Source organism: Paenibacillus sp. PvP094 (assembly GCF_040546835.1).
In the GTDB taxonomy this organism is placed as follows: domain Bacteria; phylum Bacillota; class Bacilli; order Paenibacillales; family Paenibacillaceae; genus Paenibacillus; species Paenibacillus illinoisensis.
In genome coordinates this window covers 6384781-6402619 of record NZ_JBEPOM010000001.1, presented here as the reverse complement: position 1 = coordinate 6402619, position 17839 = coordinate 6384781, and the positions used below count along the sequence as shown (strand labels likewise).

The following is a 17839-nucleotide window of genomic DNA, read 5'->3' as shown; positions in this document are numbered from 1 at the left end:
GGGTTACATGCGAATTGGGGAAATCGTGTGCGCAAAAGTTCAACATTATTGGGAGGGGTTCAGTTGATCAAATCAATGAAGGTATGGACGCGACTTACGGCAGCCGTGATGGCATTCAGCCTGGTGCTTGCCGGATGTTCATCAGACCAAGGCGGAACAACGCAAGGGGCAGAAAACGGAGGTTCAGGGGAAAATGCAGCCAAACCATATGAGGTAACGTTGTACTACCCGGGGACACCACAGAAAGACGTGGCACTGGTGGAAGCCGAGATTAATAAAAAAATGGAGCCCAAGATCGGAGCTACGCTCAAGATTAACGCAATCGACTGGGGACAGTGGGATAACAAGCTCAATCTGATGATTTCTTCCGGAGAAAAATCGGATATTATTTTCACGGCGGCATGGCAGAACTATACCGTCAACGTGGCCAAAGGTGCGTTCCTGCCCCTAAATGACCTACTTGATCAATATGGGCAGGATATCAAAAAAAATCTGGACCCTGCTTTCCTAGAAGGTTCCCAGGTTGATGGTGTGAACTACGGCGTTCCGACAAACAAGGAATTGGCAGCTACACGTGGTGTTCTGGTGCGTCAGGATCTCGCGGATAAATACAAACTCGACCTGACCACGGTAAAAACGTGGACCGATCTGGAGCCTCTGCTGAAAACAATCAAGGAAAACGAACCAGCCGTTACTCCATTCTATATGTCGAACACCAATGGTAACGGACTGCTGGAGAATCTGGATTGGGATTATCTTGGTGATGCATCCGTACCTGGAGTCATCTCCAAGACAGCTGGCACTACAACCGTGCTGAACGAAGTGGAAACACCTGAATTCAAGGAGGCCGCAGCACTGGCACGCAAATGGTATCAAGCGGGATACATCAATAGCGATGCGGCAACTTCCAACGTCTTCCCGAAAGATCAGGCGAAGGCAGGCAAGGCGTTTATGTGGACGGACGGCATGAAACCGGGGAAGGACAAGGAAGAAGAAGGGTACGTCGGATACCCGTTGACTCAGATTGAAATGACAGAGCCGACGATCACAACCGGTGATGCTTCTGGTGCCATGCTGGCCATCTCACGTTCTTCCGAGCAGCCGGAAAAAGCGATGCAGGTCATCAACTTGCTCCACTCGGACAAGGAAATCAATAATCTGTTGAATTTCGGAATCGAAGGCAAGCATTATGTAAAAAAGGATGGTCAGGACAATATTATCACGCTGCCTGAAGGCGTGGATGCGAACAGCCGCACATATAATCCTGGTGCCCAATGGCAGCTTGGTAACCAGTTCCTGAACTTCCTCTGGGATAATGAAGATCCTCAGAAGTGGGAGAAGTTCAAGGAGTTTAATGCCAAGGGAGTCAAGTCGCCTGCACTGGGTTTTACCTTCAACAGCCAGTCCGTCAAAAACGAAATAGCAGCGGTTAATAACGTGAACAAACAGTTCAAACCAGGCATGACATCCGGAGCAGTGGATCCAAACGAAATGATTCCCAAGTATCTGGAGAAGCTGAAGGCCGCAGGTATCGATAAAATCATTGCAGCCAAACAGGAACAGCTTGACGCATTCCTGGCCAAGTAACGATACTTCCTCTGATCAAGGTGTTTTCGGCAATAGTCGAAGACGCCTTGATTTATTTTTTTTGATATGGATTGTACACCATAATTAGGAAAATTATGATATAATCAGGTGGCTAAATAGGGGGTGTTCCTGTGTCGAGGACGAAATTAGCGTTCTCTGCGATTTTGCTGCTTTTTGCGATCATTTTTACGTTTAATCACCACCTGGGTTACTCGGTGGGAGATCGGATGTTATCCAAAATAGGGTTATCCCCCTATACCACGGCGTACATGAGCGGTGTACATATTACGCTATTTATAGGACTAGGTTTATTAGGATGCAGTTTTTATCTAACCCGCAAGGAAGTAAAGTCTTCGTATCCTCGGCTGGCAAGACAGCTCTGGCTGATCGTCGTGGTCATTATTTTAAGTTATTCCTACATCACAGATAAGGTGATGTATGTCGCCAAATGGGGTTCCACTGGTATCCATGGTGTATCATATCTTCAGAATGATAGCTCCTGCATGTACGAAGTGGCTCTGGATGGAAATACAAGAGTAAGCTGTGATCTCACACTTAAAAATTATAGCAGGCAGCCCGTCGCAGCTGTGCTTTTGCCCGACTTGGCGAGAAGTTACAGACAGCAGGATGATCCTTTATACGAAGCTCTGAAGTCCGTTGAACTCCAGCCGGTTCATCTCGAAATCATGCCTCATGGCACGTTCACCGGCAAACTTGCATTTTCAGGTTCTGCACAGTCACCGCTTCAAGTAAGGGGAAAGCTTAGGGATATTGTGCTGGATGTAGAGGTAGAAGGTCAGAACATTGTATTCGATTATGCCATACCATAAGTTTCAGCAAGGAACACATACATATAGAAACCAATTTCAAGAAGCATGCAATAGCGATGTTATCCGCGAAGAGCTGGCCAATAGGCTGGCTTTTTTGTGTTGTGGAAGTTGCATTTAGTGCAGAAATATTGGTTTTGTGACCTTTATCCTCAATATGGTAACGCTTACGCTATAAATGAGCCGGTTTGATTGAGTCTGGTGAATGGGCAAGGGCGGAGAACTGCGTGGATAAAAAAAGTGATTGTTTTTACCGCTTACATCATTACAATTAATGTCACGACAAATTTAGACAAGGTGAGATGAATAATGTCATACCGGACCAATCTGTTTTCCAAAATGGTGATCTTGATCCTGATTATGCTGATCCCCGTTGTATTGCTTTACTGGTACTCAAATCACAAAACGACGGCCGTACTCAGGGATGAATTGAATCGTTCCAATAGCAACCAGCTTGAGTTTTTTCAAAATCAGGTGAATACGCACATTGAACTGTTATCGTCCTGGCCTAATCTTCTCATCCATGATCCGGATATTGCGAGCTTCCGCCGGATTTATACCGATAGTCGGTATTTTGACCTCGATGCAATCAATCTGGTCAAGCGGATCCAGAACAAGCTGAGTATTCAGGAAAGTTCGTCGAACTGGACAACGAAATTATATTTATATTCCCCTTCCATGGGCAGGGTTGTCTCCGAACGGGATGCCCGTTTTTATGACAAGCAGGCACTCAGGGAAAGTATGGTTTCGGGTTGGGATGTCCGCAAGATTGTGGACGGGAAAGATGAGAAATTCATGTTCAGCTGGATTACCGCTTCTCCCTATGGGATTAAGGACCCCGCGGTGAATGCAGAGACCATTATCAAGCTGGAATTTGACAGCGATAACATTCGGGATATGCTGGACAAGTTCAAGGATGATGGAAGACATGATCCCTTCTATTATCGAGAGGAATCCGGTGTCATCTATAACCGAACCTCGGATCGTGAGCTGACCAATCGGCTGATGGACCAGCTGGCGATTCATACCCTTCAGGATGTGGACAATCGTACTGTAGTGATCGACAACGAACCTTACATGGTGAATACGGTCAAATCCAGCACGACAGGCTGGTATCTGGTGGATTATATGCCGTTATCCGATATATTGAAACCCATTCATCAATCGAATGTGCTTTTTTATTCTTCAATGATATGTTTGCTCGGCATGAGTTTCCTGGCCGCTTATCTGTTGTACGTTCAGGTACAGGTACCTGTGAAGCAGCTTATTCGCGGATTCCAGCGATTGAAGCAGGAAGATTATTCGGTACGAATTAAGCCCAAGGGCCGGAATGAATTCAGCTTTTTGTCCGAGCGATTCAACTCCATGGTGGAACAGATTCAACAGCTGTTTGAGCATGTGTATCTGGAACAGATTCACGTACGTGAAGCCCGATTGAAGCAATTGCAATCCCAGATTAACCCGCACTTCTTCTATAACTGCTTCTCTTTTATCACGAGTATGGCGAAATTGAAACGTGTGGATGCCGTGGTAGCCATGTCACACAATCTATCCAGATACTATCGCTATACAACCAGACAGGAACGTGACGTTGTGCCGCTGAACGAGGAAATCGAATTTGTGAACTGTTACCTCGAAATCCAGCAGATGCGCATGGATCGGATTCGTTACCGCATTGATCTGCCAGACAGCATGATGAGACAGGAGGTTCCACCTCTTATCGTGCAGCCTTTGGTTGAAAATGCGGTCATTCACGGCATTGAAGCCGATGCAGATGCTGGAGAGATCAGGGTATCCGGAGAAAAACAGAATGGTGTCATGATTCTAAAGGTCGAAGATGACGGACAGGGCATGACCAGTGAGGAGCGGGATAAGCTGCTGGACAAGCTCACGGGCACGATGGATCAGGATATGGGTTGTGGTCTGTGGAATGTGAATCAACGATTGCAGCTGCGGTATGGAGAACAGGCAGGCATTCACATAACCGAATCCCCACTGGGGGGTCTCTGTGTAGCCTTGTCATGGCCAGCAGAAGATGAAACAGACGAGGAAGAAGTGCCGATGCAGAGTGATTGACGACCATTGATTGCTTTTTGAGAGTAAATATATATTGCAAATGTAGCAGACAGGGAGTGACGAACGTTGATTGATATACTGCTGGTGGATGACGAAACGTATGTAACGGAGAGTCTGGAAATGACCATTCCGTGGGGAGAGCTCGGAGTAACGACGGTGCTTCGTGCAGCGTCCGGCAAGGAAGCGCTGGAGATCATGGAGGAAAATGCGGTCGATATCGTCGTTACCGATATTCGTATGCCCGGTATGAGCGGATTGGACCTGATTGAAGAGGTGAGCAGCAGATGGTCTCATATCCGCTGTATTCTGCTGACAGGGCATAGTGATTTTGATTATGCCAAAAAGGCAATTCAGCTGCAGGCATCCGATTATATTCTGAAACCCGTGAATGATGAAGAATTTATGGCTTCGGTCTCTGCTGCGATTACGTCTCTCCGCGGGGAGTGGGATGAGTTTGATAAATATCATAGGCTCCTGTACAGCCGGAAATCGGATTATAAAATTTTGCGTGAGAATCTGATGCATGATCTGCTGCTTGGCCGTGAAATTACAACGCGTGCCCTTCGCGAACAGCTGCAGCAATATGAGATTGGACTTGAACCCGAAGAACCGGTGGTTATGCTCCTTATTCGTCTTACAGGCCGATTTTCTTCCATGGATCAGCAATCACTCGACCTGATGGACTTTGCGGTAGGCAACATCGCAGAGGAAGTTCTCGGAGACCAATTCAGAGTCTGGTTTGGACGAGGGCCGCATGAATGTCTGGTCATGTTTTTACAGCATCAGGGACCGGTGGAGGAAGCATCCAGGAGCGAGGAGACATTGACCGGACCGGTGAATACTTTCCGGGAGCATGTCATTCGTTACCTGCAGGGAGATCTGTCCATGGTGGTTACACCGCCGTTTCCGTTTAAAGAAATGACTGCAGCTTACCGCAGAAGTCTGGGATCGCTGGTCCTTTCCGGACCGGAAGAGAACAAGATTATTTTCATGGACAAGGATAGATCCCTGCGGATGGAAAACGATGCAGCGCACGCGCTGGAAGAACTCTATAAACCTCCCGTTTTGCCCCAGTTACTCGAAACGAAGCAGTGGGAAGCCGCAGCAAGCAAGCTTAATGCTGTATTTGACGCGGCAGATCGGGTGTGTTTGTCCAGAGAACACGTGTATGAGATGTATTTGTCTGTGACCAATGCGTTCATGTATATCGCCCACAAGCAGGGTCACCTGGTGCACGAGATCGATCATGCAGGTTTTGACCTGCTGCTGGCACATCAGTTGATCCAATCTCCCGAACGGTTGCGACGCTGGGCTACGGAAATGCTTGCGAAGCTTCAGGAAGAGTTATCCGATCAGGCGGGAACCCAGAGCCGCAGGCATGTCATCAAGCAGGTTCAGGAGATGGTTACCAGAGATACCGGACAGGATCTGTCCGTGAAGATGATTGCCGACAAGGTATACCTGCATCCCGTGTATCTGTCGAAGATTTACAAAGCCGAAACGGGAGAAGGACTTGGGGACTACATGATTCGCATGCGCATGGAACGTGCGCTGTATCTGCTGAAGTACAGCAACAAGAAGATTTACGAAATTACGAGTGAACTTGGATATCAAAATCCGCAATATTTCAGCAAAATGTTCAAAAAGCATTACGGCATGACGCCGAATGAATTCCGTGACCAGGCATAATTTCATCCTCCATTCCAATATATAGGTTGTCAAAGGTGCAGAAATCTTGTTTTCGTGACATAGGCTGAAAGGCCTGGCAGGCCTATAATGAAAGGGTAACCAAAACGATTGATTGAGGGGGAACAACAATGAGAGCGAAATCTACAAAAAAGAGATGGCTGCCGCTCCTGGCTACGACAACGTGTTTGGCTGTCATTCTTGCTGCATGCGGTGGAGGCAGTGGCGGTGAGAGTGCGGGTTCCAGCACGCCAGCCGTTGAAAACGAATACAAAGAAAAATATGATCCGGCAGTAACGATTACAACAGCATGGGGAATTGACCCTGAGCTGAAATTCAAAAATGGCGAATCGATGGAAAATAACGTGGCAACCAAATGGGCCAAAGACAAATTTGGAATTGAAATCAAATCCTTGTGGTCTGTGACAGATACGAACAACGCATTCGCGACAAAACTTCGTCTGGCCATGTCTTCCGGTCAAGAGATGCCTGACGTGGTAACGGTAGGAGATAACCTGCTGGCTCAGGATTTGATTGATTCCGGCATGTATCAGGAAGTCGGTCCACTTTTCGATAAATACGCATCGGATAATTGGAAGAAAGCAATGGAGCAGGATCCGAACGTATGGAACCAGTACACCCGTGATGGCAAAAGAATGGGTATACCAGTACTCGACTATGCCTACAACAATGACTACCTGCTCTGGATCCGTCAGGACTGGCTGGACAAGCTGAACATGAAAGCGCCAAAAACGATTGACGAACTGGAAGCCGTAATGGAAGCGTTCAAAAATAATAACCCGGATGGATTGGCTCCAGACAAGGTCACTCCACTGAGTATCGGTTTCAAAACATCCATGAACACCTGGATGGGTGATCCATCCTGGATCTTCGGTGCATACGGTACGCTGCCATTCCAATGGAATCTGGGTGCAGATGGCAAGCTGGAGTATGGCTCCATCAACCCTGGCATGAAGCAAGGTTTGACCAAATTGAGCGAGTGGCTCAAAAAAGGTTACATTCCGCAGGAAGCAGCTTTGTGGGATGAGAACAAAACGGCAGAGCCTGCCGTGGCGGGTACGGCCGGCATTATTCCAGGCCCTTACTGGATGAGCGGATGGCCGCTGCTGGATACGGTGAAAAATGTGCCAAGTGCCGTTTGGAAGCCGATCGAAATTCCAGTAGGACCTGAAGGTAAAGCCATGCGTCACGGTACACAGTTTGTTAATGGTGTTATCCTGATCAAGAAAGACATGGAGCATCCTGAAGCGTTCTTTACTTATGAGAACTACCTGTTCGACAACTATGCGGATCCTGCACCAGGAAGCCCGTATGATAACGGTCTGTTTGAAAAGTATGACTATCAATTGGATGCAGACGGCAAACAATTGCCGATTGATCAAATTGAGGGCGGATATGTGAACGTTGTCCGTTATCTGCTTGTGCGTGATGGTGCCCGTATTCCGGATGCCCAGATGAAAGCACTGCTGAACCTGGCTGATGGCAAAGAGCCTGAGACGAAGCTTGAGAAGGACGTGGCGGTCAACTATGGGCCAGAAACCCCTGCTGCTGCAAAAGTATTGCTCAGTCAGGAAGAGATCTCGTACAAAAACATGTTTACAGGTCCTACAACAGCGACGATGAAATCCAAGCTCGACTATTTGAACAAAATCGAGAATCAAGCATTCAACGAAATTATTTATGGCAAAAATCCTGTAGATGCGTTCGATACATTTGTACAAACGTGGAAATCGGGTGGCGGTGACCAAATCACACAAGAGGTCAACGAGTGGTATGACAGTGTGAAAAAATAAGAATACAAGGAGCGTGCAGACCAGCCAGGTCTGCGCGCTTTTTTGTCGTTAGGAGAGCTTGATTTGCTTGATAGGGGTGCTAGCCCAAGAGGGAGGAATGGCTGTAAATGCAGCTAGTCCAAAGTGGTTGCTTTTGTGCCATTTATATTGCTTTTATGTGCTGTTTGACCTATGCAAACGGTTGATATAATCGCAGTATAAGCCACTCAGGAAGCCTTGAGTAGGAAGAATTACAGGGGGAGCAATCATGAGAACTTTGAAACGAACTTGGCCATTTCACGTAATGCTGCTGCCAGCCATCATCTTTCTGATTATATTCAGTTATGTGCCTATGGGCGGAATTGTTATGGCATTTCAGAACTACAAACCATGGCTCGGCATCAGCGGCTCGGAGTGGGTCGGGCTTGATAATTTTAGATATTTATTTGAACGTGAGGACAGCCTGCAAGTCATTTGGAATACATTGATCATTGCTGTGCTAAAACTCATTTTTAACTTGTTTGTCCCGTTTGTGTTCGCGATTCTGCTCAATGAGGTTCGCAAGATGGCGATCCAGCGAACGATTCAAACCTTGGTGTATCTGCCTCACTTCTTGTCTTGGGTCATCCTGGGCGGAATTCTGATTGATCTGTTATCCACCGGAGGACTGGTGAACCGGGTACTCGGGACATTCGGACTTGGGCCATATTTCTTCCTTGGCGATAACAGCTGGTTCCGACCAACGATCATTCTAACGGATGTGTGGAAGGAATTCGGCTATAACATGATTGTCTTCCTGGCTGCCCTTGCCGGCATTAACCCGGCGCTGTATGAAGCAGCAGAGATTGACGGAGCGGGTCGCTGGAAGCAGACGCTGCATATTACCATCCCGTCTCTTTTACCGATGCTGATGGTGGTTGGAACACTGGCACTGGGCAACGTGCTTAACGCCGGGTTCGATCAGATTTTCAACCTGTACAACCCGCTCGTATATCAAACGGGCGACATTATTGATACATTCGTATATCGCTCGGCGCTGGAAAATGGAGAGATGGGCTTCGCGACCGCAATTGGATTGTTTAAATCGGTCATCAGCATGATCTTGATCCTTGTATCATACAGCCTAGCCAAAAAATACGCTGGATATCGTATATTCTAATCGAATGAACGGAGAAAGAAGGGACCACGATGTATCATAAATCAACGCCTTATCGCGTGTTCAACGTCATTAATATTTGTTTTCTCATTTTGGTTGCCATTATGTGTATTGTACCGATGATTCATGTCCTGGCTGTATCCTTCAGTAACAAGGCTGCCGCAGACGCCAACCTCGTCAGCCTCTGGCCGGTAGGATTTTCACTTGAAGCATACAAAAAAACGATGAATAATCCGATTTTCCTAAACTCTCTCTGGATTTCCTTGCTGCGGACCGTTATTGGTACGGGAATTACGTTGCTGATTACCTTTTTGGCGGCGTACCCGTTGTCGAAAGAAAATAATGAATTTAAAGGAAGAACCGTCTATTCATGGATTTTCGTTTTTAGTATGATTTTCAATGGGGGACTGGTTCCCTTCTATATGGTCATTCAGAAAATCGGCCTAATGGATTCCTTCTGGGTGCTGGTGCTGCCGGGAGCTGTTAATACATTCCTCGTTATTCTGATGCTAAACTTCTTCCGGGGTATTCCGAAAGAGCTTGAGGAAGCGGCGCTGATGGATGGAGCGAATCACTTCAGAACGTTGTTCAGTATTTTCCTGCCGATTTCCATGCCATCGATCGCAACCATTGCACTGTTCAGTATGGTGTTCCACTGGAACTCATGGTTTGACGGATTGCTCTATATGAACAATGCTAAGGATTATCCGCTGGCTACTTTCATGCAGACCGTCATTATCAAACGTGATATGAGTACGATGGCCATGAACCCGAAAGAGATGGAGACCATTTCTCAAACCACGGTAAGAGCTGCACAAATCTTTATCGGAAGCGCCCCAATTCTGATTGTGTACCCGTTCCTGCAGCGTTTCTTTGTTAAAGGCATGACACTGGGTTCAGTTAAAGGCTGAGCCTGGTTGCTAAATCTAATCCAATGGAGGTTGAACAAGTGAGCAACTTGGAGAATAAGCCATTCATTCTTGGGATGGATGTGTCTTTTATGGATGAAATTGAACAGCATGGAGGGAGCTACAGCGACACGGATGGCAAGGAACAGGACCTGCTGTCCATCCTGAAGCTGAACGGTGCCAATGCGATTCGGCTGCGGATCTGGAACGATCCAGTCGGAGGATTCTGCAATCTGGAGCGAACCGTAACGATTGCCAAACGGATCAAAGAACAAGGGCTGCAATTTCTGCTGGACTTCCATTACTCGGATCGCTGGGCCGACCCGGCCAACCAGTGGAAGCCCAAAGCGTGGGAGAATCTGTCTTATGAGGAGCTTCAGCGGGCGGTGTGCACCTATACAGCAGATGTGCTTCGCACGTTAAAAGAACATGACGCGCTGCCTGACATGGTACAGGTCGGGAATGAAATTACCCCAGGCATGCTGTGGGATGAAGGACGGGTGAGCGGTGAAGAGCATGACACCGACGAACAGTGGGAACGTTTTGCAGGCCTGGTGAAGTACGGTATTGCTGCTGTTAAATCCGTTGATTCCAATATCAACATCATGATCCATATTGATCGTGGCGGGGATAACGTGGAAAGTCGGAAGTTTTACGACCGTTTCGAAGCACTTGGCGTGGAGTTCGATACGATTGGACTCTCGTACTATCCCTGGTGGCATGGAACGTTGGACGCGCTGCGTGACAATTTGCATGACCTGGCCGCCAGATACGGCAAGCCCATTAACGTGGTTGAGACCGCTTATCCCTGGACACTGGAACAACCCGAAGATCACGAGTGGATACTGAATCAGGAAGATCTGCTGCTGCCAGGTTATCCGGCAAGTGTGGAAGGGCAAGCGCGCTACCTGCAGGACTTACTACAGATTATTCGTGAGGTTCCGGGAGGATTGGGTCAAGGTTTTTACTATTGGGAGCCTGCATGGATCCCGAGTAAGCCGGAATGGTCTGTTGGACATCCGAACAACTGGGGCAATTTGACGATGTTTGATTTTAAAGGCCGCAAATTGGAATCGTTTACAGCTTTGAAGGCTGATGTAACTTCGGAGAAATCGGAAAAGGATACGCCGAAGGGCTCGGCATTGATCAGATAGAGAGCTATTCAACATAAGGATAAGGAGACTCGAAATATGACTTATAAATATCCACCTGTAAGTACGAAGGTGCCGCACATGCTGCATGGTGCAGATTATAACCCGGAGCAATGGCTCAAATATCCTGAGGTGCTGGAAGAAGATATCCGCCTGATGAAGCTTGCCAAGTGCAACGTGATGTCCATTGGCATCTTCTCATGGGTATCCCTTGAACCAGAGGAAGGTGTATACACCTTTGAATGGCTGGATTGTGTGTTGGATACGTTTGCAGCGAATGGAATCTACGCCTTTCTCGCGACGCCGAGCGGTGCAAGACCTGCCTGGATGTCCGCCAAATACCCGGAAGTATTACGTGTAGGAGCCAATCGGGTTCGCAACCTGCACGGTTTCCGTCATAACCATTGCTATACATCTCCTGTATACCGGGAAAAGGTAACGGCTATCAATACCAAACTCGCCGAACGTTATTCGCAGCATCCTGCGGTGATCGGCTGGCATATTTCCAATGAATTTGGCGGCGATTGCCATTGTGATTATTGTCAGGAGGCTTTTCGCGGCTGGGTGAAAAATAAATATGGCACGCTGGATGAATTGAATCATTCCTGGTGGACTACGTTCTGGAGCCATACGGTTACAGACTGGAGTCAGGTGGAATCGCCTTCGCCGCATGGTGAGACACAGGTGCATGCAATGAATCTGGACTGGCGGAGATTCGTTACGGATCAGACAGCAGACTTCATCGTGCATGAAACCAAGCCGCTCAAAGCAAGTAATCCGGATCTGCCTGTAACAACCAATCTGATGGAATTTTATGAAGGATTGAACTACTGGAAGTTTGCCGATATTCTGGACTTCCTGTCTTGGGACAGCTACCCGACATGGCATGATGCGGACGAGGAAGATAAACAGGCCTCCAGAATAGCAATGATGCATGACATCGTTCGTTCGATCAAAGGCGGGCAGCCCTTCCTGCTGATGGAGAGTACGCCAAGTTCTACGAACTGGCAGGAGACCAGCAAGCTGAAACGTCCAGGCATGCATCTGCTGTCTTCTCTTCAAGCCGTAGCGCATGGTTCGGATAGTGTGCAGTACTTCCAATGGAGAAAGAGCAGAGGCTCCAGCGAGAAACTGCATGGTGCTGTCGTGGATCATGTTGGACATGAACACACACGTGTGTTCAAGGATGTGACGGACGTAGGCACGGCTCTCGAAGGAATGGAAGCGGTTGTAGGCACGTCCGTACCGGCAGAAGTGGCCATCATTTTCGATTGGGAGAACCGCTGGGCAGTGAAGGATTCCCAGGGACCGCGTAATATTGGGGTGAAGTATGAGCAGACGGTAGAGTGGCATTATGATGCATTTTGGAAAAAAGGAGTACCTGTGGACGTGATCGATATGGAAGCCGATCTCTCGAAGTACAAATTGCTGATCGCACCGATGCTCTACCTTGTTCGGGAAGGTGTAGGTGAACGGATTGAGCGATTTGTGGAAAATGGAGGTACATTCGTCGGAACCTATTGGTCAGGGATCGTCAATGAGAATGACCTATGCTTCCTGGGAGGTTTCCCCGGTCGGCTTCGCAAAACGCTTGGGATCTGGTCCGAAGAGATCGACGGGTTGCATGACCGGGATCAGAATGGGGCGATTCCTGTGAGCGGAAACGAGCTCGGTCTGCAGGCTGAATACGATGCAATTGAATTATGTGATCTCATCCATCTGGAAGGGGCGGAGACGCTGGCAACCTATCGTTCAGACTTTTATGCCGGACGACCTGCATTGACCGTTAACCGATTGGGGTCCGGTAAAGCGTATTATATCGCAACGCGTTTCACTGCACCGTTCTATGATGATTTCTATGGCAAGCTCATTGCAGATCTGGGAATTGAACGTGCACTCGATACCAAACTTCCAGCAGGAGTCACTGCGCATCTGCGAACTGATGGTACATCCGACTATGTTTTTGTACAGAACTATACGCCGGAAACCAAGCAGCTGGAGCTGGACAAGCAATCTTATACGGATCTGCTTCGTGGCGATGAAGTTCATGCCCATTTGGATCTGCAGCCGTATGACATTCGTGTCTTGAGAAGACCGGCTGCACGAAAATAAGATAACTGAGAAAGGCTGTCCTACACGTCAGATCAGACGTAAGGGCGGTCTTTTTTTGTATAAAGTCATGTAGCAGTTGTCACTTTTTCTGGACAAGATAAAGGAAAAGAGTGCATGTACAGCGAAGAGAAACAGGTAACGTGCAACTCAAGACTTTCAGTCTGGGAGGAATTGGAATGAATCAGAGAAATCTGGACGGCAACAGCATTATTATTCGGCTGGAAATGACAACGAAAGATATCAAGTTTGGCGAAGTGGCCTCGGCCATCTCGGAAGCTGGGGGAGACATCATTGCCATCGACGTGATTTCGACCAATCAGGATGTGAGTGTGCGCGACTTGACAGTTGCGGTAACGGATGCGCAGGATAACAGCAAAATCATAGAAGCGGTACGCCAGCTCAAAGGTGTGTCCATTATTAACGTGTCTGACCGCACGTTTCTGCTGCACCTTGGCGGCAAAATCGAAGTCACTCCCAAAACGCCGATTCATAACCGGGAAGACTTGTCACGTGTTTATACACCGGATGTTGCTCGTGTATGTTCGGCGATTGCCGATGAACCGGGCAAGGCATTTTCGCTGACCATCAAGCGGAACACGGTTGCCGTTGTATCCGATGGCAGTGCCGTGCTCGGACTAGGGAACATTGGACCTCGTGCAGCGATGCCGGTCATGGAAGGAAAGGCTATGCTGTTTAAGCAGTTTGCAGGTGTGGATGCATTCCCGATCTGCCTGGATACACAGGATACCGAGGAGATCATTCGCACGGTGAAAGCGATTTCACCTGCTTTTGGCGGTATTAATCTGGAGGATATCTCATCTCCGCGATGCTTTGAAATTGAACGAAGACTGAATGAGGAACTGGACATTCCCGTGTTTCATGATGACCAGCATGGTACCGCAGTTGTGTTATATGCCGGTCTGATTAATGCGCTCAAACTTGTCGGCAAATCCATCAACGATGTGAAAATCGTCGTCTGTGGTATTGGCGCCGCAGGGGTGGCTTGCAGCAATATTCTCCTGTCCGCTGGAGCAAGCCGGTTAATCGGTGTTGACCGTGAGGGAGCGATTGTACGGACACAAACCTATGAAAATGAGGTATGGAGTGATTATGCTTCGCGAACCAATCCGGAGCTGGAGTCGGGTTCATTGCAGGATGTTATTCGAGGAGCAGACGTGTTTATCGGATTATCCCGTGGCAATCTGTTAACCCGTGAAGATGTGCAATCCATGGCTGAGGACCCTATCGTATTTGCGATGGCAAACCCGGTACCGGAGATTATGCCAGCTGTAGCGGAGGATATCGTGGCCGTCATGGCTACAGGCCGTTCAGATTATCCGAATCAGATTAATAACGTGCTTTGTTTCCCGGGGATGTTCAGAGCAGTTCTGGACTGCCGTGCGACGGAGATTAATGAAGAAATGAAACTCGCAGCCGCGAAGGCCATTGCTTCTGCCATCTCGGATGAGGAACGTACGCGTTATTATATTATTCCAAGCGTATTCAATGATAAGGTGGTCAAGTCGATCCGTAAGCGTGTAGTTGAAGCGGCAGTGAGAACTGGTGTTGCCCGGCGTGTGCCGCGTGAACAGGTCCGAGAAGGCGGGGAAGAGTAATCGTGGACGACAATTCCAGTCTGACAATGAATATATCCGGACATCCTGAGCATGTAGATGGTACATCTGCCGGAGAGGCCATCCTTGGAGCCGCCCGAGCCTTTGTCCAGGGGGATGCCGGGAAGCATACGGACGGTCATGATTGGCCGCATATTGAACGAGTTACGGCGCTTGCTGTTGAGCTTGCCCATCGAATGGGAGCAGACCCTTTTGTCTGTGAGCTGGCTGCACTGCTGCATGATGTGCCGGATGAGAAACTGAACGAAAGCCTGGAAGCCGGGATGGAGAAGCTGAATCGATGGCTGGATGATCAGCAGCTTGAACCGGACACCCTGGAAACTGTTGTTAACATCATCAGCACGATCTCCTTCGCAGGAGGGCAGCGTCCGGCTGTCTCTTCGCTGGAAGCTCAAGTCGTGCAGGATGCAGACCGACTGGATGCGATGGGGGCCATAGGTATCGCGCGCACTTTTGCTTTTGCAGGAGCGCGAGGCCGTGAAATGTATGATCCAGCCCTTCCGCCGCGGGAGCAGATGACCCGGGAGGAATATCGAAATGGACGGAGCACGACAATTAATCACTTTTACGAGAAGCTGTTTAAACTGAAGGATCTCATGAATACATCCTATGGCAAGGAACTGGCCGAGCAGCGCCATGCGTTTATGGTGGAGTTCGTGGAGCAGTTCAAGCGGGAATGGGAAGGGACAGATCGTTAAGCACCCTTGTACTTGGTGGAACGATAACCAAACCAATATACTAGCAAACCTTTGGTGGTGGTAAATACCACATTCCAAAGGTTTGCTTTTTTTGCAAGAAAACAGGTTATCTAATCTTGTGAAATAAACATTATGAGGAATCACATGGTAACCACATAGCGTCCGTGGTAAAATAAGTCGTTCTGATAAAAATTATGTTGAAGTTACATGGCTACGGGACATTAAAAGGAGCTGCTGTTATCGTTAATGGATGAAAAAGTGGAGTATTGGATCAAAATAATTCAACAAAAAAAGAAATACGGGGTAATAATGATTATTAATGGTTTAGTTCAAAATGAGAGTACAGGTAAGGAGGGGTTACCGTGTCGTTTGGAGCACGCGTGCTTAAGACAGGAATTGCGGTAACGCTTGCTCTGTACCTGAGCATGTTCTTGAATCCGCAGTCACCGGTACCGGCTGCCATAGCTGCCATCTTCGCGATGCAGCCATCAATCTATCGTTCCTGGAAGTATTTCCTGGATCAATTGCAGACAACTACGCTTGGAGCCATTGTTGCCCTCTTGGGCGGTATGGTATTGTCCAATGAGCCAATCGCAGTGGGATTGATCATTGTGCTTGTTATTATGATTTGTCTTAAATTGAATATGGGTGAGACCGTAGGGCTGACTCTGGTTACCGTCGTTTCCATTATGGAAGCTTCAGGTGACTGGCATTTTGCATTGAACCGGTTCCTGCTGACGCTTGTTGGTATTGTATCTGCGTTTCTCATTAATATCACGGTATTTCCGCCTAAGCCCAAGGTGCAGTTTGTGAAGCAGATCCAGAATGTGTTCAACAGCATGTCTCTGCTGTTACGCACGTCCATCTCGGATGAGATCAAGGAAGTCGTTTTCAGGGATGAGAAGGGCAGTCTGGGTGGTTCCATCAAATCGCTCTCGGATAAGTACAATTTGTTTGAGGAAGAACAGAAGAAAATGAAGCGTTCCAAATTCAGCGAGACCCGGCAGATGGTTGTATATAAACAAATGCTGCTGAGCCTGCAAAAAGGGTATGACGTGCTGGATTCCGTGGAGCGGCATTATTTCCAGGCACAGCGGACGCCGGAAATGGATCAGTTTTTTGATACACATCTCGAATTGGTCATTAAATTCCACGAGCATGCCTTGCTCAAATTTGAAGATAAGTTGAAGCCGAACGGGGAAGAGGCAGCGCAGTTCATATTGGATAATGATCGGTTCATGGAACAAGCCATATCCCAGTTTGATATGGATCAGGAAGGCATGCTGAGACTATCTATCGTTGCTGCAGCAATATACGATTACGGCTATCAGCTGGAACGACTCAACAGGCTTGCCGAACATGTGCATAGCTCCACGGAAGAAAACGAGTCACAGGATAAAATCCTGAACTGGCTGAAGTGGCCTTAACAGCAATTGCACTCAGGCTTCCCCATCAGATACAATAGAAATACAACGTGTAGCCCGGACAACTGTGTCCGGGTTGTTTTGTATACATAACCCATGGATGAAAGTCATCTTAGTGAACTGAGGGAGAATAATATGAACGATAAACATCTTAATCCAGAATTTGTTGAATGGCTGAGTGGTGATCAATTGGAGGAGAAACAGCATGAGGCCATGCAGCTGCTTACCGTGTCAGAGGATGGATGGCCGCATCAGGCCATGATTAGTGTGGGTGAGATTATTGCTATGAACCCGGATACACTTAGACTCGCATTATGGCCAGGGACACAAACAAGTATGAACATGAACAGAACAGGCAAGGCTACCTTGATTGCCGTACATGAGCATAAGTTGCTGTATGTGCGCTTGGAGATCAGAGCACTTCCTCCATTGAAGGAAGCCATTCATCCTAGAGATCGGTATGAGGCTCACGTGGCAGGTGTGCGCGTGGATTATGCTCCATATGCTGACATCACGACAGGCATCACGTTTCAACTAAAAGACGAAGCAACATCCATATTAAGATGGAAAGAGACGATTGCAGAATTGCGTCATTAGAAGACGAACCATATCTATAATCATCCATTTCGAGGGTAATAATAAAGAGGTCTATTGGAACGATGCCCTTAGTATATAAGGTTAGTATTTAAGGGTAGAAACAACAAAAAACGCCTCCGCTTGCATCGGGACGCTGTCACTGGTACAATAAAAAATGGTTTTCAGAAAATTAGAACTAATTAACATAAAA

General features: G+C 47.8%; 13 protein-coding genes. All 13 read left to right on the top strand.

All coding sequences use genetic code 11. The features are described 5' to 3' along the window. Positions 1–63 precede the first annotated feature (63 nt). Positions 64–1587 (top strand): ABC transporter substrate-binding protein, encoded by a 1524-nt coding sequence (locus tag ABIC22_RS28870; RefSeq protein WP_354485538.1) that lies wholly within the window; start codon positions 64–66, stop codon positions 1585–1587. 131 nt (positions 1588–1718) lie between these two features. Then, positions 1719–2417, top strand: a complete 699-nt coding sequence (locus tag ABIC22_RS28865) for a hypothetical protein (RefSeq protein WP_354485537.1) — start codon at positions 1719–1721, stop codon at positions 2415–2417. Between the two features lie 306 nt (positions 2418–2723). After that, positions 2724–4490, top strand: coding sequence for a sensor histidine kinase (locus ABIC22_RS28860; RefSeq protein WP_354485535.1), 1767 nt, complete (start codon positions 2724–2726; stop codon positions 4488–4490). Between the two features lie 66 nt (positions 4491–4556). Continuing rightward, positions 4557–6179: a response regulator gene (locus tag ABIC22_RS28855; protein WP_354485533.1), complete on the top strand. Its 1623-nt coding sequence runs from the start codon at positions 4557–4559 to the stop codon at positions 6177–6179. 128 nt (positions 6180–6307) lie between these two features. Continuing rightward, complete coding sequence (locus ABIC22_RS28850) at positions 6308–7990, top strand: extracellular solute-binding protein (protein ID WP_354485531.1); 1683 nt, start codon at positions 6308–6310, stop codon at positions 7988–7990. Positions 7991–8237: 247 nt separating this feature from the next. Beyond that, a complete protein-coding gene (locus tag ABIC22_RS28845; RefSeq protein WP_354485529.1) occupies positions 8238–9128 on the top strand; it encodes an ABC transporter permease in 891 nt (296 codons plus the stop codon). 29 nt (positions 9129–9157) lie between these two features. Then, the gene (locus tag ABIC22_RS28840) at positions 9158–10036 is read left to right on the top strand and encodes a carbohydrate ABC transporter permease (protein WP_062321957.1); all 879 of its coding nucleotides are present in this window, start codon (positions 9158–9160) and stop codon (positions 10034–10036) included. A 38-nt stretch (positions 10037–10074) separates the two neighbouring features. Next, entirely contained in the window at positions 10075–11187 is a 1113-nt protein-coding gene (locus ABIC22_RS28835; protein WP_246058082.1) for a glycoside hydrolase family 53 protein, read from the top strand. Between the two features lie 36 nt (positions 11188–11223). Beyond that, positions 11224–13296 (top strand): beta-galactosidase, encoded by a 2073-nt coding sequence (locus ABIC22_RS28830; protein WP_354485526.1) that lies wholly within the window; start codon positions 11224–11226, stop codon positions 13294–13296. A 176-nt stretch (positions 13297–13472) separates the two neighbouring features. Next, positions 13473–14912 (top strand): NAD-dependent malic enzyme, encoded by a 1440-nt coding sequence (locus tag ABIC22_RS28825; protein ID WP_354485524.1) that lies wholly within the window; start codon positions 13473–13475, stop codon positions 14910–14912. A 2-nt stretch (positions 14913–14914) separates the two neighbouring features. Then, complete coding sequence (locus tag ABIC22_RS28820) at positions 14915–15628, top strand: HD domain-containing protein (protein ID WP_354485522.1); 714 nt, start codon at positions 14915–14917, stop codon at positions 15626–15628. A 362-nt stretch (positions 15629–15990) separates the two neighbouring features. Next, a complete protein-coding gene (locus tag ABIC22_RS28815; RefSeq protein ID WP_127536356.1) occupies positions 15991–17055 on the top strand; it encodes an FUSC family protein in 1065 nt (354 codons plus the stop codon). 132 nt (positions 17056–17187) lie between these two features. Next, the gene (locus ABIC22_RS28810) at positions 17188–17649 is read left to right on the top strand and encodes a pyridoxamine 5'-phosphate oxidase family protein (RefSeq protein WP_354485520.1); all 462 of its coding nucleotides are present in this window, start codon (positions 17188–17190) and stop codon (positions 17647–17649) included. Positions 17650–17839 lie beyond the last annotated feature (190 nt).